The organism is Pseudomonas veronii (assembly GCF_001439695.1).
Classification (GTDB): domain Bacteria; phylum Pseudomonadota; class Gammaproteobacteria; order Pseudomonadales; family Pseudomonadaceae; genus Aquipseudomonas; species Aquipseudomonas veronii.
Genome location: NZ_JYLL01000031.1, coordinates 13,967 through 40,482, shown reverse-complemented (window position 1 = coordinate 40,482; position 26,516 = coordinate 13,967). Strand labels below are relative to the sequence as shown.

Below are 26,516 nucleotides of genomic sequence, written 5' to 3'. Positions count from 1 at the left end.
ACGATCAGAACGGGTAGTGATGGCCCCCGGCTTGCCAGGTGACCCAATGGGCTCGGGTAAACTCATCCAAGGCATAGTGGCCGTTGAAGCGTCCAAGACCGGAGTTCTTTTCGCCGCCGAACGGCGCATTGGGCTGGTCATCGACGGTGATGTCGTTGATATGGGTCATGCCCGCTACGATGCCCCGGGCAAAGCTCAGGCCGCGTGCCATGTCACGGGTAAACACCGCGCTGGACAGACCGTACTCGCTTGCATTGGCCAACTCCAGGGCATGGGCCTGATTCTGCGCAATCATCAGCGGCAGCAACGGGCCGAACGTTTCATCGCGGGCCAAGGCCTGCTCGGGGCCCACTTCACCGAAGACATGGGCCGGTAGCACCAGCCCGCGCGCCTGGCCGCCACACAGTTGCTTGAGACCGGCACGCTCGGCGGCGTCGATCTTCCCAAGCAGGCCATCAAGCTGACTCTGGTTGACCACCGGCCCGATTACCGTATCGGCCTTGGCCGGGTCACCGGTCTTGAGATTGCGCACGCGCTCGACCACCAGCGCCGCGAAGTCGGCATACAGCGCACGATCAACAATGACCCGGTTGACGCTCATGCAGATCTGGCCCTGATGCAGGAAGCGCCCGACCACGGCGGCATGCGCCGCTATCTCGATGTCCGCATCCTCCAGCACCACCAGCGGTGCGTTACCGCCCAGCTCCAGGGCCACGCGCTTGATGTGCTTGCCGCCAGTGGCGATGCGTCCGACGTTGCGTCCCACGTCGGTGGAGCCGGTGAAGGAGATCAGGCTCGGTATCGGGTGTTCGACGAACGCATCGCCGATCTCTGCACCCGCGCCGACCACCACGTTCAGCGAGCCCGCCGGGAACCCGGCCTCTTCGAACAGATGGGCAATCAACAGGCCGCCGGTAACCGCCGTATCGCTGGCAGGCTTGAGCACCACGGTATTGCCCAGCGCAAGGGCCGGCACCACCGAGCGCATGCTCAGGTACAGCGGGAAGTTCCACGGGCTGATCACACCGACGACCCCCAGCGGCTCGCGAAACACGAAACTCTGTTCGCCAGGCTTGTAGCTGGTCAGGATCCGGCCTTCAACCTGCATCGGCAGTGTTGCGCATTCGCGAACCAGGTTGAGGGTGAACTGCCATTCCATGCCAGCTTTGATACGGGTACTGCCGGACTCGCGGATCAGCCAGTCGATGATTTCTTCGCTGCGGTTCTGGATGACCTGGGCGAGTTTTTCCAGTTGCGCACTGCGCTGGGTCGGGTGCAGCGCTGCCCAGTCGGTTTGCGCGCGCTGGGCGGCCTGGTAGGCGTCATCCAGGTCGGCCACCGAGGCCAGGGGCATTTCCAGCAAGGGTTCGCCGTTGAAGGGGTTGCGGTCGTCCAGGCGTCGTGCAGAACGACCCGCACGCCAGGTGCCGTTGATGTATTGGTCGCCGTTGATGGCGTAGGCCGCGAGTATTGGAGTTGTCATAGTCTTACCTTAGAGGCAGGTAGCCGCGTCGATTGAGGGTGGTGAGGGCAGACCCTTTAGGTTGAGCGTATTCAGCTTCGGATCCAGGCGCGTCCCCAGGCGTTGAGGGTGTATTCCTCCTGCGGCCAGACGCCAGGCGGGCGGGAGGCTTCGGTGATCTCCAGCTCGGCCGAGAATTCCAGGCGGTTGCGATCGGCATCGACCACCATGAAGAACAGGTTGTTGCCTGGGCCATGTCGTCCCGGGCCGAAGAACAAGGTGATCCGCTCCTTGGCGAAGCGGTCGCCCCAGTCGCGGATGTCATTCCATTCGTTGGTTTCGTAACAGTGGTGATCCCACTCGTTTTTCGACCCGCGGAAGAACGCCAGCGAATGGTGTTCATCGTCCGAACGCAGGAAGCAGGTGGTGAGCTGGCCGCTTTGCTCGTCGACGACATTGTCCGAGACGGTGAACCCCACTGTGTTGACGTAGAAGTCGATCATCGCTTCCAGCTCCGTGGTCTGGAACACCACGTGCTGCAGGCGCCCCGGCATGCCCTTGCGGTCGATGGTGGACGCGCCGCGAGACACGCCAAATAGGGTTTGCCGACCCTGGGGGTCACGGATTTGAAAGGCGCCCGCTTCCAGCAGCGGCGAGTCGAGCGCTTCGACCTGACAACCGTTGCCGAGCAGGCGCGCGCGCAGTTCACTCAAGTGCGCTTGGCTGCCCAGGTCATACGCCGCCGCGAGCAGGCCGCTATGGTCGGCGGGTGAAATCAGCATGGCCCGTTGGGGCCCCTGGAGCAGCCAGCTGCCGTCAGCCTGCGCCAGGCCGTCCATGTCCAGCAGGCGCCGATAGAAGTCGACCTGCTGCTGTGGAGCTTTGCTTGCCAGGTGCAGGTAACACAGGCGGGCGGGGGTGGAAGTCTGCAAGGTTTGCATAAACACCTCTGGGGCTGAAGGTTCAGGGGTAGACGGGCGCCATGCCCGGCTGATCCGCGCAGTTGTTCGTCAGGGTGATGCCGAACAGCGATTGCAATGCGTCGGCGACCGGGTCTTGCGTGGCCATCTCGAAGATGGCGGCGACATAGCGATCCGGACGCAGCAGCAGAAACTTCTGGCTGTCGCCGAGCAGGTCCTTGAGCGCATTCTCGCGGTCTTGCAGCACGGTGCAGCCGGGGATCGACGGTAGCGTCTGAACGTGTGCGGGCAGGATCAGGATGCGTTTGGCTTCCAGGTGGTCCCACAGACCGTGTCGCAGTTCATCGAGACGTGGATGGGGCAGGTCGCCATATTGGATCAGGGCGAAGCCGGCACCGATGGTCGTGTCCAGCAGGTGAGCGCGGCCTTGGGCATCGGTCAGCAATGGCTGAGGAAACATTTGCCCGCAGGCCAGTTTCCCGGCCTTGCCTTCGGGCAATACCAGGCCTTTGGTAAAGCGCGGTTTGGGCTTGAAGCGCATTTGCAGGAAATAATCGCGCAGCGGCGGCACCAGGCCGATGACCGCGAATGCCGCGCTGATCAGGCGAGCCCGCAGCACGGTGGCTGGCGCCATGACCACACCAAGGTTCAGGGCCAGCTTGATCAAGGCCCAGGCATGGTCGCGCCGCTCGCTTTCGTAGGACAGCAGGGCGTTCGCCGCCATTTGGCCCTTGAGCACGGCGACCAGCTTCCAGCCCAGATTGTGGGCATCGCGAACGCCGCTGTTCATCCCTTGCCCCGCGTAGGGCGGGGTCAAATGCGCGGCATCGCCGGCGAGAAATACGCGGCCGACCTGCCAACGTTCGGCGATGCGGGCATGAAAGGTGTACACCGTCTTGCGCACGATGGACACCGGGGCATCGCCTTTGAACGGATGAAGCAGAGTGTGCAGGCATTCGGGGCTGAGCACCTGCGCATCGGTTTCGTCCGGCTTGAGCAGGAATTCAAAGCGCCGCGTGCGGTGTGGGCCGGGCACTTCCACCACGGGGCGGCGGGCATCGCAGTACACGCGGGTCTGCCAGAAGGGGTCGTCATCCTGGTCGGTATCGACCACCAGCCAGCGTGAGGAGAAGCTCGACCCCACCATCTCGATCCCCAGTTGCTTGCGCACCGGGCTGCGGCCGCCGTCGCAGGCGATCAGGTAGCTGGCCTTGACGTTGAGCAACTGGCCATCGGCATCCTTGATCAACGCGTGCACGCCATGCTGGTCTTGGGTGAACTCGAGCAGCTCGTGATTGAAGCGCGCGGTCAGGTTCGCAAAACGCTCAAGGCCGGTCTTCAGCGTGCTTTCGAACAGCGGCTGGCGGAAGGCGTTACGCTTGGGAAACCCATATAACCTGCCGGTCGGCTCGACCTTGCCGAAGCAACGCCCGCCCGCGCGGGTGAAGTAATGCACGCCATAACCGGGCACCACATCGCGCAACACGGCGTCATCCAGCCCGATGGCTTGCATGGTGCGCAAGGATTCATCGTCGATCGAGACGGCACGCGGTTCGGTCACGGTGCCGGGTTTGCGGTCGATGATCAGGCTGTCCACGTTGGCCTGGCCGAGGAGGTTGGCCAGGGTCAGTCCGGTAGGGCCTGCCCCGATGATCAAGACTTGGGTGCTGAAGCTGTTGAGGGTTGTCATTGTTATTCCCTTCCAAAGTTTTCAGTCTGGCTACGCGGGGCGGTGGGTGAGCGTCGCCATGCGCTGCGACAACGCCTGTGCGAGGGCCTGCATTTGTGCCCCTTGTTGCGCTTCCTGGGCGTTGTCGCGCTCCTGAATCGGACGCAGGCAACTGATGCTGCCGACCACCTTGCTGTCGTTGTCGAAGATCGGTGCCGCCAGGCCGTAGACGCCGGGGTCAATTTCAGCCGCGCTGGCGACATAGCCCTGGCGGCGCAGTTGCTGCAGTGAGCGGCGGAATTGTTCCCAGGTCTGTCCCAGATGGCTGGCGCGCACTTCATCGGGGTTTTCCAGAAACAGCTGACTGTGTTGGCGCGACGTCATGTTGGCGAGGATCGCCTTCGAGGTCGCGCCGAGGAACAGCGGCCTGGGTGAGCCGCGGGAGTAGCTGACCTCGCTGAACAAGTCGCCATGCTGGTGGATACACACCACCTGGTTCTTGAACAGCCGGCAGATCAGCCACACCTGTTGCTCGCTCCAACGCGGCAGGTCTTGTTCCAGGGCTTGCGCTGCGCGTACCAGCGGGTCGCTCAGGCGCAGTTGGCGGTCCCAGGTGATAATCCGTGCGCCCAACGCGTAGCGGCCGGCTTCGACCTGAAACAACAGGTTCGCCTCGGCCAGTTCGCGCACGTAGCGGTAGATGGTCGACCGCGTGTAACCCAGCGCAGCGCCCATCTCGTCGACCGCCCAGATCGGGCTGGCCTCGGTAAACAGATCCAGCACCCGCAGCATGCGCTCCAGGCTTGAGCCTTTGCTGTCGGCGTCCTGCTCCGGCAGGTGTTCTGATTCAGGTAATGGCTTCATGGCTTATTGTTCATCGGCGATGCTGTTGCGCAGGATGCCGATGCCCGATATCTCGACCTCGACGGTATCGCCGGGCTTCATCCATACCGGCGGTTCACGGAATGCGCCGACGCCACCGGTGGTGCCGCTGACAATCACATCGCCGGGCGCCAGTTCGGTGAAGGTGGAGCAGTATTCGATCAGGTGGCGCACGTCGAAAATCATGTCGCTGGTGCGGGTGTGTTGCATCACTTGGCCGTTCAGGCGCGTGGTCAATTCCAGGTCCTGCGGGTCGCCGATCTCATCGCAAGTCACCAGCCAGGGACCGAAGCCGCCGGTGTCCGGGAAATTCTTGCCCGGTACGAACTGGATGGTGTGCTTCTGCCAGTCGCGGACGCTGCCATCGTTGTAGCAGGCATAACCGGCCACATACTCCAGCGCCTGCGAAGCCTTGACGTGGCGCGCGGTTTTGCCGATGACCACTGCAAGTTCGCCTTCGAAATCCAGCTTATGCGAAACCTTTGGGCGAATGATCGGTTGCAGGTGTGCAACCTGGCTGTCGGCGAAACGCGTGAAAATCATTGGGTAGGTCGGCATCTCCCGACCGGTTTCACGCACATGGGTGGCGTAGTTGATGCCAATGCACAGCACTTTGCCCGGGTTTGCGATCACCGGCAGGAACGTCACGTCCGCCAACGCTACGCGTGGCAGCGCGGCCAGGATGGTCGGCGTCAGTTCACCCAGGCGATTGATGGCGATGGCTTGCTTGAGGTCGGTGCCAAAGGTGGATTTGACCGATTCCAGGTCAATCACCTGAGCGCCCTCGACCACCCCGTAGGTGGTACGGCCTTGAACGATAAAGCTCGCGAATTTCATGAAGTGTCCTCTCGGAAAGGGGAGCGTGAGATGGGCTGCAATGGGCTCAATCTAGTCTTGCGAATTAATCCTGTAAAGTGGGATTTTTGTATAAATCCTGCATTTCGGAATAAATGTTATTTTTCTGTTCGGTGATCGGATTGCTGCCTGAAACGCCAAGCAGCCCGTGCCATTCCAGTATGTGGATGGCTACGGGCGTGGCTATTGGAGGGGAGGGGAACGCTATGCCGATTTAGCGCGGTGCCCAGCAGCCGTGCAGCGACATCCGCATACGGAATGGGACTTTGATGCGGGCGATGGGGCCGGCCGCCATGTCAGTGGAGTCCAGCACCACCAGTTCACTGCGCCCTTCGACAATCAGGTTGAGCAGGCAGACCACGTAGCCATCGCCTTCCGCTGCCGCGGCGGAGCGTGGAATGAAAATGGGTTCCTGAAAGCACCCGCTGTCACCGGGAAACCATGCGTCGGTGACACCGGTTGTCAGGTTGATGTGAGCCAGCAGGTTGAAGAACTGAAACGGCATCGGGCCATTCGCCGAGTTATACGGCCGCTGCGGATCAAAGGCGAGCAGGAATCCGTGTTCATATTTGCGGCCTATGTAACGGTCATCGCAGCGGGGAAATTCACAGGGATAGTCCGTCAGCGCCTGCGGTTGCAGTTCGTCCTGTGCGCTGCTCAGGTCAAAGACCCAGCGCATCAGGCTGGCCGCCAGGGTTTCCGGCGGCGGTACGAAACCGTCCGCCTGGGGAAAGAAGTAAAAGACGTTGCCGCCGGTGACCGGCATGTCCACATAGACTTTACCGTCTTCGTCGAACGCGTTCAGGGTATGGCCCTGGAAGCCGTCCTTGGGCCCTTTGAACCAACGCACCTCGCGCGCGTCCCCGTGGCGGGGCACCACGGCAAACAGCTGGGGCAGTTCGGGCTGCCACTGGAAATGCTGGCCGCCTTGTTTCATGCGCTCGACGTCCACCGTCAGGGGGATCAGCGGGAACACCACATAATGCTCGGTGACCGCGAAGTCGTGGACCATGGCGGCGTAGGGCGCCTGGAACCAGATCTGGTGCAGCAGTTTGCCCTGCGGCGAAATTTCGAAATACGCCATGTCGGGTGTGCCGTCGCCTTTGGCTTCGTAGCTGAAGGCCAGCAGGTTTCCGGTCACCGGGTCGAGCTTGGGATGGGCGGTGAAGGTGGCTGAGTCGATCTGCCCGTCGAAATTCCACTCGCCGAGGGTCTCCAGCGTCTGCGGGTCCAGTGCCCACGGCATGGCATCTTCCTTGAGTGCCAGCAGGACGTTGTTATGCGGGATCACCGAGGTGTTGGCCGTGGTGTTGTTTTTTGCCGCGAGCGCGTCGTTGGTGTAGGCATTGCGATAGACGCCGTTGAGCGAACGCCCTTCACGGCGCTGGGCGACCAGGCGATCGGTGAGCACATAGCGCCGACGCAACGAGACCTTGCCATCGGCAAAATAGAAGCCGCTGACCATGGCGTCGCCGTTGAAGAAGATATCCGTGCCCAGCATGGGCGGGTATTGCGGGTCCGGCGAGACTTGATAAAAGGTCCCGCGGATCGCCTCAGGCACAGCGCCTTCGATCTCCAGGTCGAATACGTCGGCTTCTACGCGGCTGGGGGTATACAGCGCGCCGGAAAACTCGGGGGTTTTGGGAAATGGAATATTCATCGCGTCATCTCATTGATCCAGTGGGTTCACGTCAGGGCAGGGTATTCAGGCAGATTGTGGCGACAGGGCCGGCGCGCGCGGTTTGAGGCCTCGACGAAAGCGCGCCACCACCAGGCACGAAATGATCAAGGCCACTCCATACGCCGAGGCTGCCAGCCACCCCACGGCCCGGAAATGCCCTTCGCCGACCACCAGCGCGGCACCGAACGGGCCCAGCCCTTGGCCGACAAAAATCGCCGCGTTGCCCAGGCCGGCCAATCGACCGGAAGGGTCCAGTTCGGCCGCCATCGACAGCAGGTAGGGCAGGCTGAAAAACCACACCATATGGATCAGGCACGCCGTGGCGGCGAACGCGACGGTGCTGTCGCCATAGACCATCACCAGGGTCGCCAGCAACGCGGTGCCAAAGCTCAGCAGTTGCGGAAACAGCAAACCCAGGCGGCGCCCCAACAGCCCGGAGAGCCCGGCGCCCAGGGCGCCGGCAAGGATGCTGCCGCCGAGGATGGCGCCGATCTGCTGGGGTTCCAGGCCAATACTTTTGCCAATTCGTTCCTGATACACCCACAGCGCGGAGTGCCCAAAAAACAACAGTGCAAACAACAGGATCAGCAGTACGGCAGTCAGCCCGAACGGCTGAGCCGCACCCTGGGCGATGCGATGGGCGTCAGGGTAGTGCCTGGGGATTTTCCAGCAACCCAGCGCCGCGAACAGGCTGGTGATGGCCAGCAAGGAAAACGCGCCCTGCACGCCAAACGCCTGCAAGAGCATGGGCATGGACGTCACCAGCAGCATGCCCCAGAGCAGGTTGCCGATATTGATCACGGCGAATGTCGCGTCTTTCGACCTGCGCAGCGCCGCAGTCGCATACACCACCGCCATGACCGCGCCACCGCTGGCGCCGCAGATGATCCTGAACACCATCAGCCAGGCCTGGCTGTGCAGTTGTGTGCTCGCCAGGTTGCCGGCGGCCAGGATCAGCAAGGCCACCAGCGCAAAGCGGCGGCGGTCGACCCGTGCCATGAACAGAGCACAGACGCCGCAGGCGATGGCCATCGCAATCAACTCGGCGGCGAAGATCGCGCCGATGGCATTGAGCGGCAGCCCCAGTTGATCAATCAACGCGCCGCCCAGGATCGGCTGGATCTGCAGCGTTCCCAGGGAAATGACCATCATCAGGCAAATAGCGCCCAGTGATTTCTTGCTGTCGATGGAGTCGAGCGCATTCATCGCATATCACCTCAGTCAGAACTTGTGAACGTAGCGGACCTGCACGGCGTAATCCGTCTTGCTGCGGTTTTCCACGCCGGTCTCTTTATAGGTATTGAGCCAAAAGGCCTGGTCTTCGGTCATTTTCCAGAAGAGGCCGGGGCCAATGCCCAGTACTTTTTCCCGAGAATTGCTCAGGCGGTCGCCGTTGACCTGGTCATCGGAAATCTGCCTGAAGTAATAGCCGTTGATCCCGACTGAAACCTTCGGGAACACCTCATACGAAGCCGTAAAGTTGGCCCACGCCGATTGACCCGATTGGGTGTCGTGCACCGGCCGCCCTTCAAAGAACTGCGCCGAACTGCTTGCCGGGTCGTTGTTCTTGAAGTTGTACAAGTAATTCAAGCGCCAACTCACTTCCCAGCGCGGCGCCGGCATCAGGGTCGCGGCCCAGTAGGGGTTGAAGGAGAAGTAATTGGAGCCGGGATTCAAGTCCTTGTGTTTGTCGTACTTGCCGGTGGGCAGGATCGTATCGAAGGCCACGCGCTGCACAAACACCGGCCGGCCTTCGGCGTTGACGATCGGATCGAACTGGATCTGCGGGCCGACAGTGACGTCGCCCAGGCCGACGCCGTTGTCCTTGAGCTTTACGCCGTTGTCGCCAAAGTCGCCGTCCAGGGAGACCACGGGCACCAAAAGGCTCCAGCCCAAGTGCGCGCCGCCGCCGATGGTGTCGGGCGAGTAATAGCTGAATTGGTTGATCAGGGTAATGACGTTGATCTTCGGGTTATCGAAGTTGCGGTTGTCCTTGCCGCCATTGTCACGAACGCTGCTGGATGTACTGAACTTCAGATAGGTCTGATGCGTTAGCCCGGGGGGGCCTGCGAACCCATCATAAAAGCTGGTACCGCCCAGGTTGATACCGCTGGGTTGGCTCACGGAGGGGGGAGGAGGGCCCTCTGCCGCAAAGACGGCAAGTGATACGAAGCTGAGTGTCAGGCACGCTGGCAAGGATTGTGTCAGTCTCATTGACGTCGCTCTATTATTGGAGTTGTGAGCTGGGGTAGCTTCCCCTGGCGCTTCAACTTTAATTCTCGAGCTTTCGGGTTGCTTGAACACAACGGTCAGAGTTGACTGAGAGCGTCACGTTGCGTGACGTGTGGCTTGGGTTTGAAGGCGGAATTCACTCGGGCTGCACTGGGCGTGCTTGCGGAAAAAACGGCTGAAGTAACCGACATCGGAAAAGCCCATGCCATGGGCAATCTGCTTCACGCTTTGGGCCGAATGGGCCAGCTCGCGTTTGGCTTCGAGGATCAGCCGGGCGTTGATCAGGGTCATGGGGGTCATGCCGAGTTGTTCGTGGCACAGCCGGCCCAATGTGACGACGGTGACCCCCAGGAAACCGGCATAGTCATGCAGCGAAAGATGCTCGCGAAAGTGCCTGTTCACCAGCTCGCGAAAGGCAATGACCTGCTGGCTGCGTCGATCATGACGGTGTGCATGCAGGTCGTGGCTGTACTCGCTCAGGCGCAGCATCTGAATCACCAGCGCCAACAATAACGACATGCTGCACGCGATGTGTTCCCGACCGCGTCCGTGGTATTCGCCGTACAACGCCCGATACAGAGGCTCCAGCGGATCATCGGCCGGCGCCCAGTGCGGCAGGGCGACTACGCAGGGTTTCTGGATCTGCGGTAACAGGCCAGGGGAGAGCACTTGGACGATGCTTTCCAGCGGGTGTTGGACGGCGGTGATCACATGCCCTTCGACCCGGCCGTGCCAGGCGAAGCCATGCACGATCTGCTCAGGGATGAACAGCAGGCACGGGGCCTTGACCTCGACCCGCTGGTTGTCCAGCAGCACCTCGCCTTCGCCGCTTTGCAGGTACAGCATCTGCAACAACCCATCGTGGCGATGAGCGGCGATCTCCCAGTTATAGGCGCCGGAGCGCAGGGAGATTGACTCGACATGCAGGGAGTCGTGCCATATCGGCGCCGCCGCCTCGCCGTACAGGGCATAGCTGGGAATCTTGTTCATTATTCTTATGGTCTACAGGCACGTGTTTTCTACCTTAGCGAAGAATCCGCGCGTAGGGCAATTTGCCGCTGATTTGTCGTAAAAGTCTCTACGGTTGAAGGTTTTGTCCATTCTTGTGAGTCGTCCCACGCTTCTATGCTGAGCCTCGCCTGCTGCTTGCCATGCAGTGGGCGAACTGTCTTGAAATGCGTGTTGGAGATAACAATGAATAATAACGACCTGCCGAAAAACTGGCTGAACCTCGAGGCCAAAGTCTGTGTCCTCACTGGCGCGGCTGGCGGTATCGGCGCTGCGATCGCCGCCGCGCTGGTTAGCCAGAATGCCCATGTGGTGCTGCTCGATCGCGACGAACGGAAATGCCGTGAACTGGCCGCCGAGCTGGCGAAAAACAGTGAAGCGGATGTCTCGGTGTTGCACTGCGATATTGCCGATCCCTTTAGCGTGCAACAGGCCGCGGAGCAAGTGCAGGCGCTCCATGGGCGTTGCGATGTGCTGATCAACAACGCCAGCGTGCTGCAGGCCGGGGCCCTTGAAACGCTGACCCTGGACGAATGGAACCAGGTGCTGTCGGTCAACCTGACGGGCTATCTGCTGTGTGCCCAGGCGTTCGGGCGCCTGATGCTGGCCCGACAAAGCGGCAGCATCGTGCATATCGCGTCAATCGCCGCGCATTACCCGCAAACCTTCAGCGGTGCCTACAGTACAGCCAAGGCCGGGGTCGCCATGCTTTCTCGGCAGATAGCGGCGGAGTGGGGGCCGCGGGGCATCCGCAGCAATGCCATCTGCCCGGGCCTGATCCGCACGCCGCTGTCGGCAGCGTTCTACGCCGATCCCAAGGTCGAGCAAGAGCGCAAGGCGATGACCGCCAACCAGCGGATCGGCGAGCCGCAGGACATAGCCGATGCCGTCCTGTTCCTTGCGAGCCCGCGGGCAGGTTATGTCAACGCTGCCGAGTTGACCGTCGATGGAGGCCTGGAAAGTATGTTGATGGCGTTGATCCCTCGCCCCGGCTACGAATCACCCACGATCAGCCGCCAGGCCTGACCTCCGTTCGGCCGATGACGGTCGACTCCGAATCCCCCAGCGAACCCTCGCCTGTCGTGCTGTCGATGGCGACGACGGCTGCCGTTCGGCTGGCTTTTACCGAGTGAGACTGACTATGACGACGACAACAACCGCGGCGATCCGCCGGTGCGACGTACTGGTGATCGGCGCCGGTGCCGGTGGCCTGGCGACCGCCATTACGGCGCGCAAGCAGGGGCTGGAAGTCATTGTGATTGAAAAGGATGCGTTCTTCGGCGGCACCACCGCCTTCTCGGGTGGGGTGCTGTGGATTCCCGGCAATGCCTTGTCCCAGGCCAACGGCATCCCGGACAGCCGCGAGGCCGCGCTGACCTATATGAAGCACGAAACGGGCGATTTCTACGATGCCGAGGCCGTCGATGCATTTCTCGATAACGCGCCGCGGATGATCGACTTTTTCCAGCGAGAGACCGAGGTCCAGTTCGTCCCCACCCTCTATCCGGACTATCACCCGGACGTGGCCGGTGGCGTCGATATTGGCCGTTCGATCCTCGCCGCGCCTTTCGACATCCGCAAGCTTGGGGCCGACATGGCACGCCTGCGGCCGCCGCTCAAAACCATCACGTTCATTGGGATGATGTTCAATTCGTCGAATGCCGACCTCAAGCATTTCTTCAATGCCACCAAATCCCTGACCTCATTCCTCTATGTCGCAAAGCGCTTGATGACGCATGCCAAGGAGTTGCTGCTTTACCGGCGCGGCATTCAGGTGACCAGCGGCAATGCCTTGGCCGCGCGGCTGGCGAAATCGGCACTGGACCTGGGGATTCCGATTCTGACGCAAACCAGCGCGCAGCAATTGTTGAAAAGCGCAGACCGGGTCAATGGCGTGGTCGCTCAGACCGCGGGCGGTGAAGTGCGGTTTGAAGCCCGCTACGGTGTGGTGCTGGCCAGCGGTGGGTTTTCCCATGATCTGCAACGGTTGAAGCAGGCCTATCCCCATGTGCGCCGCGGTGGCGAGCATTTCTCCCCGGTGCCGCAGACCAACACCGGAGATGGCGCACGCATGGCCGAGGCCTTGGGTGGCACCGTCGATATACGGCTCAAGGCGCCTGCTGCCTGGATGCCCGTCTCGAAAGTGCCGATGGGTAACGGCAGGTTCACCGCCTTCCCGCATCTGCTCGATCGCTACAAGCCCGGAGTGATCGGCGTGACCCGCAATGGCCAACGGTTCACCAACGAGTCCAACTCGTATCACGACGTGGGCGCGGCAATGATTGACGCCTGCGCCCACCAGGCTGAAACCGCCATGTGGTTGATCTGCGACCGCCGGACCATGGCCAAGTACGGGCTGGGTTATGCCAAGCCGGCACCGATGCCCCTCGCGCCATTGCTGCGCAACGGTTACTTGCACAGCGGCAGCACCCTGGCTGAATTGGCGCGCAACGCCGGGCTCGACGCGGCCGGCTTGGAACAGACCGTGCGTGACTACAATCGCACGGCGGGGCAGGGCGTGGATCAGCAGTTCGGCCGTGGCAGCACCACCTTCAACCGCTACCTCGCCGACCCGCAGAACCTGCCGAATCCGTGCGTGGCGCCGATTGGCGAAGGCCCTTACTACGCCCTCAAAGTGATCATGGGCGACCTCGGCACCTTCGATGGCATCAACACCAGCGTGCGCGGCGAAGTGCTCAACCGACAAGGCCAGGCGATCGATGGGCTTTACGCGGTGGGCAACGACCGGGCGAGCATCATGGGCGGCAACTATCCCGCTGCCGGGATCACGCTCGGGCCGATCATGACCTTCGCTTATCTCACCGGCCTGCACCTGGCTCGCGTGGCTGCAGAAAAAGCTTCGGGCACCCCCCAGCAGGAGGTGGCCTGATGATTCACAAACCGGTCATCGATCACCGCATCTACACCATCCGTCCACGCGGCATGAGCGAGTTCATCGAGGTATTCGATCGTCTGGCAATGCCGATTTTGCTGGAGCATCTGGGCGCGCCGCTGGGTTTTTATACCAGCAGCATCGGCCCATTGAACCAAGTCGTTCACCTCTGGGGCTACGACAGTCTCGATGACTTCGAGCGCCGCAGCCAGGCGCGGGATGGCGACCCCCGCTTCCCGGCCTACCTGCAAGCATCGGCGCATCTGATCCTGGCTCAGGAAACCCGGATTATCCGTCCGGTACGGTTCAACAGTCTCGGCAGCGCTTGAGCCGCCGGTCGCGATCCTCGTTTCACCCCAATAAAAAAGCGGGCGCAGTGGTTGGGCGCCCCCACAACACAGAGGTGACTTTCATGCTGACAACTCAACCCATCGACATCCAGGCGCTGATCAACAGTCGCGCCATTGGCGGCTTTCAGAAGTGGGTCGTATTTCTCGGTTTCCTGATCATCGGCCTGGATGGCTTCGATGTGGCAATCATGGGCTTTATCGCACCGCAATTGAAAATGGACTGGGGCTTGAGCCACCAGCAGTTGGGCCCGGTGTTGAGTGCGGCGCTGATTGGCCTGGCTGTCGGTGCGCTGGTCGCGGGGCCGCTGGCCGACCGTTACGGACGCAAGATCGTGCTGGTGAGCAGTGTGTTCATGTTTGGTCTGTGGACGCTGGCGACGACGTTTTCCCCGGACATCAATACCATGGTCGTACTGCGCTTCATGACGGGCTTGGGGCTCGGCGCGGCCATGCCGAATGCCAGCACCCTGGTGTCGGAGTACGCGCCGCAGCGCAGTCGTTCGTTCCTGATCACGGTGGCGTTTTGCGGGTTTTCCTTGGGCGCCGCGGCAGGCGGCTTTCTGTCAGCCTGGATGATTCCGGCCTTCGGCTGGAAAAGCATGCTGATCCTGGGCGGTGTCTTGCCCCTGCTGGTGGCGCCGCTGCTGTATTTCAAACTGCCTGAATCGGTGGCCTTCCTGGTCGCCAGGCAGGCGCCGAACGCGTCTATCCGCGCCATTGTGGAAAAACTCGCGCCGGGCGTCAGCGACGCGAAATCGACCTTCTGCCTGCCGGCTCATCCGCTGATGCGCGCTTCGGCGATGCAGATCGTATTGTCCCCGTCCTATCGCTTCGGCACGTTGATGTTGTGGAGCGGTTATGTCCTTGCGTTGTTTCTGGTCTACCTGTTCAGCGGCTGGTTACCGACCCTGGTGAAAGAAGGCGGCGGTTATAGCGTCGCGGACGCGGCCATCGTGACCGCGATGTTCCAGATCGGCGGACCCGCAGGCGCGCTGTGCGTCGGTTGGGTAATGGATCGCTGGAACAAATACCGGGTGCTGATGGCGGTGTTCATGTTGAGCGGTGCGGTGATCTATGCGATCGGCCAGGCCACGGGGCACTTTGTGCTGCTGTGCTCGATTGCCTGGATGGTGGGGTTTTGCCTCAATGGCGCGAGCGTCGGCATGAATGCGCTGGCCGCCACGTTCTACCCCACGCAGGCGCGAGCAACCGGCGCCAGTTGGATGAGCGGTATCGGTCGTGTTGGCGCGATCCTCAGCGCCTTTGCCGGCGCGCAGATGCTGAGTTGGGGCTGGACCTTCGCGCAAGTGTTTGCCGCGCTTGTGGTGCCTTCCGGTCTGGCGGCCCTGGCGATTTATGGGCTGGGCCGCAGCGCCAACAGGGTGTTTACCGATCGACCGGTGGTGTCTGTGCCACCGCGCCGGACGAATCTGTAAGCACCGATATTGGCGATCCGCCGCACCTAGACCTTGAAACGCTCCACCAGCCGTTCCAGCTCATGTCCCAGCCGCGCCAGTTCGTTACTCGACGCGGCGGTTTCCTCGCAGGTGTTGGCCGTCTGGTCGGAGATGTCGCGAACGTTGATCACGCTGCGATTGATCTCCTCGGTGACGGCGCTTTGCTGTTCCGCCGCCGTTGCAATCTGCTGATTCATGGCCTGAATGATCGAGACCTTGCTGGTGATGTTCTCCAGCGCGCTGACGGCACGGTGGGTGCATTCCACGCTGCTTTCGCTCAGCAACAGGCTGCTTTCCATGCCCGAGGCCACGGCTTGGGTGCCGCTTTGCACACCGGCGACCAGGCTCTCGATTTCTTCGGTGGAGCGCTGGGTGCGCAGGGCGAGGTTGCGCACTTCGTCGGCCACCACCGCAAAACCACGGCCGGCCTCTCCGGCGCGGGCGGCTTCAATCGCGGCGTTCAGCGCCAGCAGGTTGGTTTGCTGGGCGACGGCTTTGATCACGTCCAGGACACCGCCGATTTTATCGCTCTGTTCCTGGAGGTGGCGCACAGCGTCTGCCGACTGGTTGAGTTCTGTCGCCAGGCGCTGGATCTGCTCGATGGCTTCACCCACGATCTGCTCGCCCTCGCTGGCTTGCTGATCGGCGGCCGACGCAGCGACGGAAGCTTCCTCGGCGTTGCGTGCGACGTTGTGGACGGTGGCGGTCATCTCGTTCATTGCGGTGGCGACATGATCTGTTTCGGCTTTCTGGGTGCTGATCCCCGAATTCGTTTGCTCGGTCACCGCCGACAGTTGTTCGGCCGCGCTGGCAACCTGAATAACGCCGGATCGAATGCCATCGATCAGCTCATGAAGGTTGAGCATCATCTGCTGAAGGCCCGACTGCAGTTGGCCCAGCTCATCGCGCCGGGTCACCGCCACATGCTCGGTCAAATCACCCCGGGCAATGCGGTTCACCGCCTGGAGCGTGTGCTGCAGTGGATTGACGATTTGCCGTGTGATCACCCATGCGGCGAGCGCGCCCAGCAGCAGCGCCAGGGCCGCAACGAGGCCCAGCGAGGCCTTGGCGGACGCGGCATCCGAATCGCGTTTGGTGTTTTGCGACTCAATCAGCTTTTGCGTGGTGTCGAGCAACACGTCGCCCAACTGACCCATCCGTTTAAACAAGGCCGCCTGGTCAATATTGGGCGTGGCCAGGTCATGCAGCAGTTGCCCGTACCCTTTGACTGCATTTTCCTGCTGTTGAATCAGGTCTTGATCCTGCGGGTCGATGAATTTTTCCCTGATGCTGTCCAAGTGGGTTGCGAGGCGATCCAGGGTTTGCTGCAGCGGTTGATAGGCATCCGGTTGGGTGTTCGTACCGATGCGCAAGCGAATGATCCGCAAGTCTTTGGTGTAATCGCTGACCTGCGCAATTTCCTCAACCTTGAGCCCGCGGTCGGTCAATGCCACCACGGCGTACCAGCCGGTCGCGGCCAGCAACAACGCAAGCCCCAGTACCAGGCCGAATCCCCAACTTAATTTAGCACTGACTCGGATATTGCTGATCCAGCCGAACATATGGACTCCAGTGAGTAACTCAGGTTGATTGATCCTTTATCACCTGAATGTCGACCATCCCTCTTAATGCTTTAGCACTAGTGTGACGGTCAGGCTGATCCAGATGGCAAATCGGGCCATGTATGAAAAATATCAGGATGCGAGGGAGATTGATTGGCGGTGCGACTGAAAGGATACAGCTCCACGTCTGTCGGGCGTTGGCGGAGTTGTCGGTTATTCAACTAAGGTGGCTTTTTCGACACGCGTAGTGCGGCTTTGTACTTTAGTCGAATATTCAGCCGGCCCGAGTTCTGGCGGGCGCTGTTTTCGGCGCGCGAACGACCGAAAAGAGTGCAGGGCCGTACTGATAAGTCTAGATCTTGATCGCTTTTTTCAGATAGGAAAACAGCTGGTCCTGGCAGGCCCTGTATTGATTTTCAAGGTGTTCCACTTCCCACATGCGAGCCAGCCATACCTCATCACAGGCCGCTTCCAAATGATTGACGGTTGTCATCCAGGCGGTTTGGGCGTTAGCCGTCGCTTGGAGTAATTGCAACAGTTCCTCATTTATCGGAAGGGTATTCGGTGAAGAGGGGATGGGCGACATTCAAAGTACCGGGAGTCGATTTTAATAGTGGGTGATTTTTCTATTACACACTATAAAACGCTGTCCGCGAAAGGCAGTATTCGACTAATGGCTAACGGGGTGAGGCGGTAAAGTTCAATTCCTTTGGGGTGCATATTCATGCGATTTATAATGTTGCGCGCGCACTTATAGTATTTTCTCGGATTAAGCCAGTGATTCGATTCAGCCGATAAGTTGGATATTTATTTAGCCTTTATCTAATAACGTATCGCGCGGGTACTTGTATCTTGGCGGCCCGGGTGATCAACGGCTGCCACGATGGCGCGCCAATGCCCACGCCTGCCAGGCACGACCGAAGCGTGACGTTGAACCCTGACAGGCGTGTTTCACGCACGCCTGGAAAGTCGGGAATCCGCGCTCATGATCCAAGCGCTTTGACCAGCAGGGCCACCGCCACCAGCATCGACACGGCGGCAAATCCGCGTTGCAAGTGCGGGCCTGCCAGCCGCGCCGCGATCAGGCGCCCGCCGGCCATTCCAAACAAGGCGCCCACGGAGAACGGCAGGGCCACGGCCCACTGCAAATGCCCGGCCGCCGAGCTGGCGGCCACGCCAGCCATCGACACCAGCGCAATCACCGCCAGCGACGTCGCCAGCACCGACTGCGCGGTCAAATTGGTGTAGCGCTGCAGCGCCGGCACCATCACAAAGCCGCCACCCACGCCGAGCAACCCCGAAAGCCCGCCCGCGATCACGCCCGACACCGTGAGCGCCCAGGCGCACGGCGCCGTCCAGTTCAGCTTGCCGCGTTGGGCGTCCAATACGCAGGGCGGCGGTTTGGTCGCGACGGCGGCCTTCGACGCCGGGGACGGCGGCAACGACCGTTTGAATACCCGGAGCGCCACGTACATCAGCACGCAGGCAAACAGGATCGTCAACGGGCGATTCGGCGTGCGCTGCGCCAACCACAGGCCCAGGGGCGAGCAGATGATCCCGGCGGTGGCGATCAACAGCGCCGCCTTGTAGCGGACGGTGCCGTTTTTCAGGCCCATCACCGCGCCCAGCGTCGCGGCCAGGCCCACCGCCAACAACCCGATGGGCCCGGCCTCGGCCATGCTCAAGCCCGCCCCAAACACCAGCAACGGCACCGCGAGTATGCCGCCGCCGGCGCCGGTCAGGGCCAGAATCACGCCGACTGTCAGCCCGAGCAGTAAGACGATGATCATCTCAGTCTCCTTGCGTTCAGCGCTGATTTCATTGGTCGGTCAACTCGGGTTTCGCCAGCCATTCGCGGCCCTTGAGCATACCCTTCCAATACAGCGGCGGAAGAATCCGCTCTTTGAGCAGCCACGCCAGCCGGGAAGGGCGGGTGCCGTCGATCAGCCATGACGGGAAGCTGGGGGCGACCTTGCCGCCATAGGTGAACTCCGCCAGGACGATCTTGCCGCGCTCCACCGTCAGCGGGCAGGAGCCGTAACCGTCGTACTGCGCGCAACCGTTGGCCTTGCCCATGGCCGCCAGCACGTTATGCGCCACCACCGGCGCCTGCTTGCGCGCAGCGGCCGCGGTCTTGGCGTTGCTCGTGTTGGCCGCGTCGCCCAGCGCATGGATATTGGCAAAGGTTTTGTGACGCAGCGTGGCGGGGTCGACATCGATCCAGCCGGCCGCGTCAGCCAGCGGGCTGACCCGAATGAAGTCCGGCGCGACCTGCGGTGGCACCACGTGCAGCAAATCAAACTCACGGGTCAGCACACGGGGGCTGCCATCCGGGTTCACGCCGCTGAACGTGGCCGTCCGCGCCGGGCCATCGACGCGGGTGAGGGTGTTGCCGAAATTCAGGTCGATGCCGTAAGCGGTGACGTATTCCATCAGCGCGGGCACATAGTCGGGAACCCCGAACAGCGCCGCGCCGGCGCTGTAGAACTCGATCTCGACGGCATCCAGCACACCGCTGCGTTTCCAGTGGTCGGCCGATAAGTACATGGCTTTTTGCGGCGCCCCGGCGCATTTGATCGGCATCGGCGGCTGCGTGAAAATCGCCCGGCCACCCCGCAGTTGCTGGACCTTTTCCCAGGTATAAGGTGCCAGGTGATACAGGTAATTGGAGGTCACGCCGTTGCGGCCGAGGGTCTCCGACAACCCCTCGATGGCATGCCAATCGAGCTTCAGGCCGGGGCACACAATCAGTTGCTCGTATTTGACGACCCGGCAGCCATCCAGAATCACCGCATTTCGCTCGGGTTCGAAAGCCGCCACCGCCGCCTTGATCCAATGCACGCCGCGGGGCAGGGTGGTGCCCATGGTGTGCGCCGTTTGGCGCGCATCGAACACACCGCCACCGACCAGCGTCCAGCCGGGTTGGTAGTAATGCACATCGGCCGGGTCGACGATCGCAATGTCGAGCCCCGGCGCGCGGGCCAGCAGGCTGGAGGCGGTGGCGATACCCGCCGCGCCGGCACCGATGATGACCACGGTATGTTGTGCTTCGGCCACTTCGACCGGCGTGCGGCCCTGGTTCGCGATCCGCCGGATCACGCCTTTCATATCGAAGCCGGCTTTTTTGGCGCTTTCGACGATGTGCGGCAGGTCGTGCTGACCTGCTTGCGACAGCGCCCACATCGTTGTCGAGCGCATCCCGGACCGGCAATAAGCCAACACCGGTTTGGGCAGCGTTTCCAGCAACTCGCCGAAGGCAATCCCCTGCTCGTCGGTGACTTTGCCCGACTCGGCGGGAAGGTAGTGCGCTTCGATGCCGACCGCGTCGGCGGCGCGTTTGATTTCGGCAAACAACGGTTGGTCACTGCCTTCGCCATCGGGGCGGTTGCAGATGACGGCACGAAAGCCGGCGGCTTTCAGTTCGGCCAATTGGCTGGGGAAAATCTGTTCTGATACTGATAAAGCAGGCGCAAGGCGGCGGATATCCATAAGTGTCTCCGTTATGGGTATTTTTCTTATGATTTTTTTTAGGGTGGGGGGAATGTCAGGCGACGTTGAGTGGGATTTTCAGGTAGCGAATCCCGTTCGATTCAGGCTCGGGCAAATGCCCGGCTCGCATGTTGACCTGGACCGAGGGCAGGATCAGGGTCGGCATGTCCATCGAGGCATCCCGCTTGGTACGCATCGCCACGAACTCCTCCTCACTGATGCCATTACGCACATGCACGTTCTGCTCGCGCTGTTCGGCAACGGTGCTGACGAATTGCACCTCGCGGCCGCCCGGCTGGTAGTCGTGGCACATATACAGCAATGTATCCGCCGGCAGGCTCAACACTTTGTTGATTGACTGGAACAGCGTGCGCGCATTGCCGCCGGGGAAGTCACAGCGGGCGGTGCCGTAGTCGGGCATGAACAGCGTGTCGCCGACGAAGGCCGCCGTTTCGCTGCCATCGCTGACGACATAAGTCATGCAGGCCGGCGTATGGCCGGGTGTATGCAGTGCGGTGCAGTGCAGCGTGCCAATGCTGAACGACTCGTCGTTGACGAACAGGTGATCGAACTGACTGCCGTCGCGGGGCATATCGCTACCGGCATTGAACAGCGTGCCGAAGACCTTTTGTACCGTCGAAATCTGGCTGCCGATGCCGATCTTCCCGCCGAGCTTTTCTTTCAGGTAGGGCGCGGCGGTCAGGTGGTCGGCGTGGACGTGGGTCTCGAGAATCCACTCGACCTGCGCATTCAGCTCGCTCACCCGGGTGATCAGGCGGTCGGCGGACGTGGTGGCGGTGTGGCCGGATTTAGGGTCGTAATCCAATACGCTGTCGATGATCGCGCAGTGGAGGGTGGTCTCGTCCAGTACCAGATAGCTGACGGTGTTGGTGGCAGAGTCGAAGAAGCCTTCGACGTGAAGTTTGACGCGCATGAACTGTCTCCTTAGGGGGGGCTTTTTTTTCGAGCCGCTTAGACTAAGGACTGACATAGCAATAAGTTTGCCAGGCCATGGTTTTGCCGAAATAGCCTAATATCCAATTGATTTTATTGGGCTTTGTGTTTCTGTATAGGGGTATTCAGGCCTGTATCTGGGGGATTCTTCTGCCATTGGCAGTGCCTTGACAGAGGTGGCAGTGCCACAACAGGATGGAAAAATGGATTCCAGGAGCCATGATGAAGACTTTTCTGCCTACCCCAGCCAACGCCGTTCCACACCCGGATCAAGTGCAGTCGCTTGTTTCGTTTCTGGAACACGAACCCAATCCGATGATCGTGCTCGATCCGGACTACAACATCCTGGCAGCCAACACGGCCTATCAGCGCCAGTTCGGCAGCGCTGACAAACCCTTTATCGGCCATAAGTGTTATCAGATCTCACACCATTACGACGTCCCTTGTGACCAGGCGGGTGAGAATTGCCCGATGAAGAAGGCCCAGGAAAAGCGCGGGCCGGATCGTGTCTTGCACATCCACCACACGCCTCGGGGGCCTGAGCATGTCGACGTCGAATTACGGCCGATCCTCGACGAACATGGGGTGATCACCGCTTATGTTGAGCGCCTGACGCTGGTGCGCAGCGCCTCGGCGCGGCCGAGCAACGAAGGGCTGGTCGGCTGTTCACCGGCCTTCAACCTTGCCCTGTCGGAACTGCAGCGGGTGGCGCCGTCCATGCTGCCGGTGCTGCTCCTGGGCGAGTCGGGTACCGGCAAGGAGCTGTTCGCGCGCGCCGTCCATGAAACCAGCGAACGGGCCAGCGGGCCGTTTGTCGTGGTGGATTGCTCGGGCTTGACCGAAACACTCTTTGAGAGCGAGCTGTTCGGCCATGAAAAAGGCGCCTTCACCGGCGCCATCACCCGCAAGCCCGGCTTGGTCGAAACCGCCCAGGGCGGCACATTGTTCCTGGATGAGATTGGCGATGTGCCGTTGGCCATGCAGGTCAAACTGTTGCGCCTGATCGAATCGGGCACCTATCGCCGGGTCGGCAGTGTCGAGACCTTCCACGCCAATTTCAGGTTGATTGCCGCCACCCACAAGCCGCTGGAAAAAATGATGGAAAAAGGCGAGTTCAGGCAGGACCTGTACTACCGCATCAGCGCCTTCCCCATTCATTTGCCGCCCTTGCGCAACCGGGTAGAAGACATCGCCTTGCTGGTGAATTCATTCCTGCAACGGCGTGGTGCCGGCAAACGTCGACTGACCATCGATGCCGAAGCCCTGGCAGCCCTGCAGCAGTACTCATGGCCAGGCAATGTGCGTGAGTTACGCAACGTCCTGGAAAGGGCGAGCCTGTTTGCTGACGATGGGGTCATCCGCGCCATCCATTTACCCCAGGCCTCCGTGGCGCCGCCACCTCAGGCTGCGCCTGCGGCTTCGACGCCGTTCGACGGCAGCACGCTGGCGCAGGCCCTGGCCACATTCAAAGGCACCCGCAGCGAACTGGCCAAGCACCTGGGGATCAGCGACCGGACCTTGTACCGGCGCCTGAAGGAACAAGGCCTGGCCTAGCCCTCTACGACTGCCAGTGACTGCCAAGCTGCCAGACTGGCAGCGCATTGACCAGCAGCGGTGCGCCAGGGCTACCGCTAAAAAACTCATAACAAATTGTTTTATAACGATAAAAATAGAAGATCTGGCTTTGGCATGCCCTGTGCTTAGTGCATAGACATGACTATTTCCGACAAACGCCTACTACGCCATCTACTCACCGCGGTGCTGATCAAGCTCGTGCTGCTGAGCGTGCTGTGGTGGCTGTTCATCCGGGATTCGCACGTCAGTGTCGACCCGAACATCGTCGGCAACCGTTTCGGTGTACCCACCTCGACTCAAGGGGCAAGCAAGTGATCTCAGAACAACTGGTGGATTTGTCACGGCTGCAGTTCGCAGCCACTGCGCTTTACCACTTTCTATTCGTACCGCTGACGGTTGGCATGGTGTGGCTACTGGTCATCATGGAAAGCGTCTATGTGATGACCGGGAACGTCATCTGGAAGGACATGACGCGCTTTTGGGGCAAGTTATTCGGTATCAACTTCGCCCTGGGGGTGACAACCGGCATCACCCTGGAATTTCAGTTCGGCACCAACTGGGCGTACTACTCGCACTACGTGGGCGACATCTTCGGTGCCCCGCTGGCCATCGAGGGCTTGATGGCGTTCTTTCTCGAATCGACCATGATCGGTCTGTTCTTTTTTGGCTGGGATCGCCTGAAGAAAGAGCACCACTTGCTGGTCACGTTGCTGATGGCCATCGGTACCAACCTGTCGGCGCTGTGGATTCTGATCGCCAATGGCTGGATGCAGAACCCGGTCGGCTCGGAATTCAGCTACATCACCATGCGTATGGAGATGGTCGATTTCTGGGCGGTGTTGTTCAACCCGGTGGCCCAGGCCAAGTTCGTACACACCGTGTCTGCCGGTTACGTCACCGGTTCGATGTTTGTGTTGTCGATTTCCAGCTGGTACTTGCTCAAAAATCGCGATGTCGAATTCGCCAAGCGCAGTTTCCGGGTGGCGGCGGCGTTCGGCCTGGCCTCGGTGCTGAGCGTCATCGTGCTGGGGGATGAGTCGGGTTACACCGTGGGTGAGGCGCAGCAAACCAAGCTGGCGGCCATGGAAGCCATGTGGGAAACCAAACCCGCGCCGGCCGGCCTGACCTTGCTGGCCAGCATCAATGAAGCCGAGTCCAGGAATAACTGGGAAGTCGATGTGCCGTGGGTGATGGGCTTGATCGGCACGCGCTCGGTGAGCAAGCAGATCCCGGGCATTCATGACATCAAAGCGAAAAACCGCGCGCGCATCCTGCGTGGCATTACCGCCGTCAATGCGCTTGAAGCCCTGCGGGCCGATCGCACCGATAAGGCGGCGTTCGATACCTTCGAAGAGTACAAAGCGGACCTCGGCTTTGGCCTGCTGCTGAAAAAGTATGTTGAAGACGTCAACCAGGCCACGCCGGAGATCATCGACAAGGCGATGAACGACACCGTACCGCGCGTGACCCCGATGTTCTGGGCGTTCCGGGTCATGGTCGCGCTGGGTTTCGCCATGCTGTTGCTGTTCGGGCTGGCCTTCTGGAGCACCTTGAAGTCGGTCTGCACACGCCGCCGCTGGTTGCTGCGTTGGGCACTCTGCATGCTGCCGGCGCCTTGGCTGGCCTGCGAGCTGGGCTGGTTCGTCGCTGAATACGGCCGTCAACCCTGGACCATCTACGGCGTGCTGCCCACTCACATGAGTGTCTCCACCCTTAGCGTCAATAACCTCTATGGCTCGCTGGCAGGCTTCGTCGCGTTCTACACCGTGCTGCTGGTGGTTGAAATGTTCCTGATGGTCAAGTTCGCCCGCCAAGGGCCCGGCAGCCTCGGAACCGGCCGTTACGCTTACGATGCCAACCTGAAGGAACTCCACCATGCTTGATTACTTCACTCTGAAAATTATCTGGTGGGCACTGGTCGGCATACTGCTGATCGGCTTCGCCATCATGGACGGCCACGATATGGGCGTCGGCACCTTGCTGCCCTTCGTGGGCCGCTCGGACGTGGAACGCCGCGTCGCGATCAACACCGTAGGGCCGCACTGGGACGGCAACCAAGTGTGGTTCATCACCGCGGGCGGCGCGCTGTTCGCAGCGTGGCCGGTGGTGTATGCCACCGCGTTCAGCGGGTTTTATTGGGCGATGATTCTGGTCCTGTGGGCGCTGTTCTTCCGCCCGGTGGGGTTTGACTATCGCAGCAAGATTCACAACGCCAAATGGCGCAGCACCTGGGACTGGGGGCTGTTTGTCGGTGGGGCCGTGCCGCCGCTGGTGTTCGGCATCGCGTTCGGCAACCTGTTGCAAGGCGTACCGTTCCACTTCAACAACATGCTGGTATCGACTTACACCGGGAGTTTCTGGCAACTGCTGAACCCCTTTGCGCTGCTGACCGGTGTGGTGAGCAGTGCAATGATCACCCTGCAAGGCGGTACCTATCTGGCGCACCGCACTGAAGGCGTGATCCAGGCCCGTGCCATCAAGGGCGGGGTGGGCGCGGCGCTGGTGCTGCTGTGTACATTCGTTATTGCTGGTGTGTGGTTGCAATCGATTGACGGCTATCGCATCACCTCGGTGGTGGATACCGCCGGGCTGCCGGACATTCTCAACAAAACCGTGGTACGCGAAGCGGGCGCCTGGATGGCCAACTATGGCCATTACCCTCTGCTGTGGCTGCTGCCTGCGCTGGGCCTGGCGGGCGCCGCTGGTGCTGCGTTGTTGATGATGATGCGCCGCACACTGGCCGCGTTTGTCGCCTCGTCGCTCGCGGTGATCGGGGTGATCAGCACGGCCGGCGTGTCCATGTTCCCCTTCGTCATGCCGTCGTCGACCGTGCCTGCGGCCAGCCTGACTGTGTGGGACAGCGTGTCCAGTCATCTCAGCCTGTCCATCATGTTCTGGGCCACGTTGATCTTCATGCCGCTGATCGTGATCTACACCTCGTGGGCCTATCGCGTCATGCGCGGCAAGGTCACCGTGGCACAGATCAAAGCCAACGAACATTCGGCCTACTAACGCCATCAGAGGAGCAAAGACTATGTGGTATTTCGCCTGGATGCTGGGAGTCGGTTTCGCCTTGTTGCTGGCCATATTGAATGCGATGTGGGGCGAGAACGAAGCGGGGCGCGCCCTGAGCGACCGTGAGGAGCCGCGGCCATGATGCCGCGTGTCGCCGAGGCTCCGGCGCCCTCACGCATTCACTCGCTGAGCTTGCTTATCGCGATCGCGATCATGCTGGTGTGTACGCTCTATCCGCCCCTGATGGCCACCCCGGACGGCAAAGCTGATCATGGGCTGGCAATGGCCTTGTTCGCGGCGATGAGTGTGGCCTTTGTGCGGGGCGTGGGGTTCGTGCCGCGTGCGCGCGTGTGGCGCTGGCTGTTCTCGGGCTGGACCTGCTTTGCCGCGCTGGCACTGGCTGGCTGGTTGAAGTTCCTGCACTGAAAACGGACGATCCCGACGCCACCGTGGCGGTACTGCGCGGCGCCGGGATCGTCGAGTCAACCTGTCGGTTGATTGAGCCTTAGTGG

At 61.1% G+C, this 26,516-nt stretch carries 24 protein-coding genes; 10 read left to right on the top strand and 14 right to left on the bottom strand.

The annotated features are described in order from the left end of the window. Window positions 1-4: 4 nt before the first annotated feature. From TU80_RS25910 to TU80_RS25870, 9 genes are all read right to left on the bottom strand, one after another. A complete protein-coding gene (locus tag TU80_RS25910; protein WP_057005720.1) occupies window positions 5-1,483 on the bottom strand; it encodes an aldehyde dehydrogenase family protein in 1,479 nt (492 codons plus the stop codon). A 71-nt stretch (window positions 1,484-1,554) separates the two neighbouring features. After that, window positions 1,555-2,403: a VOC family protein gene (locus tag TU80_RS25905; RefSeq protein ID WP_057005719.1), complete on the bottom strand. Its 849-nt coding sequence runs from the start codon at window positions 2,401-2,403 to the stop codon at window positions 1,555-1,557. A 22-nt stretch (window positions 2,404-2,425) separates the two neighbouring features. Continuing rightward, on the bottom strand, window positions 2,426-4,072 hold the full coding sequence (locus TU80_RS25900; RefSeq protein ID WP_057005718.1) for a bifunctional 3-(3-hydroxy-phenyl)propionate/3-hydroxycinnamic acid hydroxylase: 1,647 nt from the start codon (window positions 4,070-4,072) through the stop codon (window positions 2,426-2,428). A 30-nt stretch (window positions 4,073-4,102) separates the two neighbouring features. Beyond that, window positions 4,103-4,915: an IclR family transcriptional regulator gene (locus TU80_RS25895; RefSeq protein ID WP_057005717.1), complete on the bottom strand. Its 813-nt coding sequence runs from the start codon at window positions 4,913-4,915 to the stop codon at window positions 4,103-4,105. Window positions 4,916-4,918: 3 nt separating this feature from the next. Then, window positions 4,919-5,770: a fumarylacetoacetate hydrolase family protein gene (locus TU80_RS25890; RefSeq protein ID WP_057005716.1), complete on the bottom strand. Its 852-nt coding sequence runs from the start codon at window positions 5,768-5,770 to the stop codon at window positions 4,919-4,921. A gap of 232 nt (window positions 5,771-6,002) precedes the next feature. Further along, window positions 6,003-7,448, bottom strand: a complete 1,446-nt coding sequence (locus TU80_RS25885) for a carotenoid oxygenase family protein (RefSeq protein WP_057005715.1) — start codon at window positions 7,446-7,448, stop codon at window positions 6,003-6,005. Between the two features lie 45 nt (window positions 7,449-7,493). Further along, on the bottom strand, window positions 7,494-8,675 hold the full coding sequence (locus TU80_RS25880; protein ID WP_057005714.1) for an MFS transporter: 1,182 nt from the start codon (window positions 8,673-8,675) through the stop codon (window positions 7,494-7,496). A 15-nt stretch (window positions 8,676-8,690) separates the two neighbouring features. Continuing rightward, a complete protein-coding gene (locus TU80_RS25875) occupies window positions 8,691-9,683 on the bottom strand; it encodes a SphA family protein (RefSeq protein ID WP_057005713.1) in 993 nt (330 codons plus the stop codon). Between the two features lie 114 nt (window positions 9,684-9,797). Next, complete coding sequence (locus tag TU80_RS25870) at window positions 9,798-10,691, bottom strand: helix-turn-helix domain-containing protein (protein WP_057005712.1); 894 nt, start codon at window positions 10,689-10,691, stop codon at window positions 9,798-9,800. 204 nt (window positions 10,692-10,895) lie between these two features. On the opposite strand from TU80_RS25870, the gene TU80_RS25865 reads away from it, so the two are divergent. The 4 genes from TU80_RS25865 to TU80_RS25850 all read left to right on the top strand — a co-directional run bounded on the left by TU80_RS25865 (window position 10,896) and on the right by TU80_RS25850 (window position 15,388). Then, window positions 10,896-11,735, top strand: a complete 840-nt coding sequence (locus tag TU80_RS25865; RefSeq protein ID WP_079444311.1) for an SDR family NAD(P)-dependent oxidoreductase — start codon at window positions 10,896-10,898, stop codon at window positions 11,733-11,735. A gap of 115 nt (window positions 11,736-11,850) precedes the next feature. Then, window positions 11,851-13,599 carry an FAD-dependent oxidoreductase gene (locus TU80_RS25860; protein ID WP_057005711.1) on the top strand — a complete coding sequence of 583 codons (1,749 nt, stop codon included), beginning with the start codon at window positions 11,851-11,853 and terminating at the stop codon, window positions 13,597-13,599. Beyond that, window positions 13,599-13,931, top strand: a complete 333-nt coding sequence (locus tag TU80_RS25855; RefSeq protein ID WP_057005710.1) for an NIPSNAP family protein — start codon at window positions 13,599-13,601, stop codon at window positions 13,929-13,931. The genes TU80_RS25860 and TU80_RS25855 overlap by 1 nt, the downstream gene beginning before the upstream one ends. A gap of 83 nt (window positions 13,932-14,014) precedes the next feature. Beyond that, window positions 14,015-15,388, top strand: coding sequence for an MFS transporter (locus tag TU80_RS25850; protein WP_057005709.1), 1,374 nt, complete (start codon window positions 14,015-14,017; stop codon window positions 15,386-15,388). 26 nt (window positions 15,389-15,414) lie between these two features. On the opposite strand, the gene TU80_RS25845 is transcribed toward TU80_RS25850, so the two are convergent. The 5 genes from TU80_RS25845 to TU80_RS25825 all read right to left on the bottom strand — a co-directional run bounded on the left by TU80_RS25845 (window position 15,415) and on the right by TU80_RS25825 (window position 21,394). Continuing rightward, a complete protein-coding gene (locus tag TU80_RS25845) occupies window positions 15,415-16,971 on the bottom strand; it encodes a methyl-accepting chemotaxis protein (protein ID WP_057005708.1) in 1,557 nt (518 codons plus the stop codon). A 352-nt stretch (window positions 16,972-17,323) separates the two neighbouring features. After that, on the bottom strand, window positions 17,324-17,557 hold the full coding sequence (locus tag TU80_RS25840) for a hypothetical protein (RefSeq protein ID WP_026140102.1): 234 nt from the start codon (window positions 17,555-17,557) through the stop codon (window positions 17,324-17,326). A gap of 397 nt (window positions 17,558-17,954) precedes the next feature. Beyond that, window positions 17,955-18,761, bottom strand: a complete 807-nt coding sequence (locus TU80_RS25835; RefSeq protein WP_057005707.1) for a sulfite exporter TauE/SafE family protein — start codon at window positions 18,759-18,761, stop codon at window positions 17,955-17,957. A 28-nt stretch (window positions 18,762-18,789) separates the two neighbouring features. Continuing rightward, entirely contained in the window at window positions 18,790-20,460 is a 1,671-nt protein-coding gene (locus TU80_RS25830) for a bifunctional protein tyrosine phosphatase family protein/NAD(P)/FAD-dependent oxidoreductase (RefSeq protein ID WP_057005706.1), read from the bottom strand. A gap of 55 nt (window positions 20,461-20,515) precedes the next feature. Further along, entirely contained in the window at window positions 20,516-21,394 is an 879-nt protein-coding gene (locus TU80_RS25825; protein ID WP_057005705.1) for an MBL fold metallo-hydrolase, read from the bottom strand. A gap of 242 nt (window positions 21,395-21,636) precedes the next feature. On the opposite strand from TU80_RS25825, the gene TU80_RS25820 reads away from it, so the two are divergent. The 6 genes from TU80_RS25820 to TU80_RS25805 all read left to right on the top strand — a co-directional run bounded on the left by TU80_RS25820 (window position 21,637) and on the right by TU80_RS25805 (window position 26,430). Beyond that, window positions 21,637-22,968, top strand: a complete 1,332-nt coding sequence (locus TU80_RS25820; RefSeq protein ID WP_057005704.1) for a sigma-54 interaction domain-containing protein — start codon at window positions 21,637-21,639, stop codon at window positions 22,966-22,968. Window positions 22,969-23,127: 159 nt separating this feature from the next. Beyond that, complete coding sequence (cydP, locus tag TU80_RS33150) at window positions 23,128-23,304, top strand: cytochrome oxidase putative small subunit CydP (RefSeq protein ID WP_017847578.1); 177 nt, start codon at window positions 23,128-23,130, stop codon at window positions 23,302-23,304. Further along, window positions 23,301-24,872 (top strand): cytochrome ubiquinol oxidase subunit I, encoded by a 1,572-nt coding sequence (locus TU80_RS25815; RefSeq protein WP_057005703.1) that lies wholly within the window; start codon window positions 23,301-23,303, stop codon window positions 24,870-24,872. The genes cydP and TU80_RS25815 overlap by 4 nt, the downstream gene beginning before the upstream one ends. Next, a complete protein-coding gene (gene cydB, locus TU80_RS25810; RefSeq protein WP_057005702.1) occupies window positions 24,865-26,001 on the top strand; it encodes a cytochrome d ubiquinol oxidase subunit II in 1,137 nt (378 codons plus the stop codon). Before TU80_RS25815 ends, cydB begins: the two co-directional genes overlap by 8 nt. 22 nt (window positions 26,002-26,023) lie before the next feature. Continuing rightward, entirely contained in the window at window positions 26,024-26,146 is a 123-nt protein-coding gene (cydX, locus tag TU80_RS32080) for a cytochrome bd-I oxidase subunit CydX (protein WP_017847575.1), read from the top strand. Beyond that, window positions 26,143-26,430: a cyd operon YbgE family protein gene (locus TU80_RS25805; protein WP_057005701.1), complete on the top strand. Its 288-nt coding sequence runs from the start codon at window positions 26,143-26,145 to the stop codon at window positions 26,428-26,430. Before cydX ends, TU80_RS25805 begins: the two co-directional genes overlap by 4 nt. The last annotated feature ends 86 nt before the right edge of the window (window positions 26,431-26,516 follow it).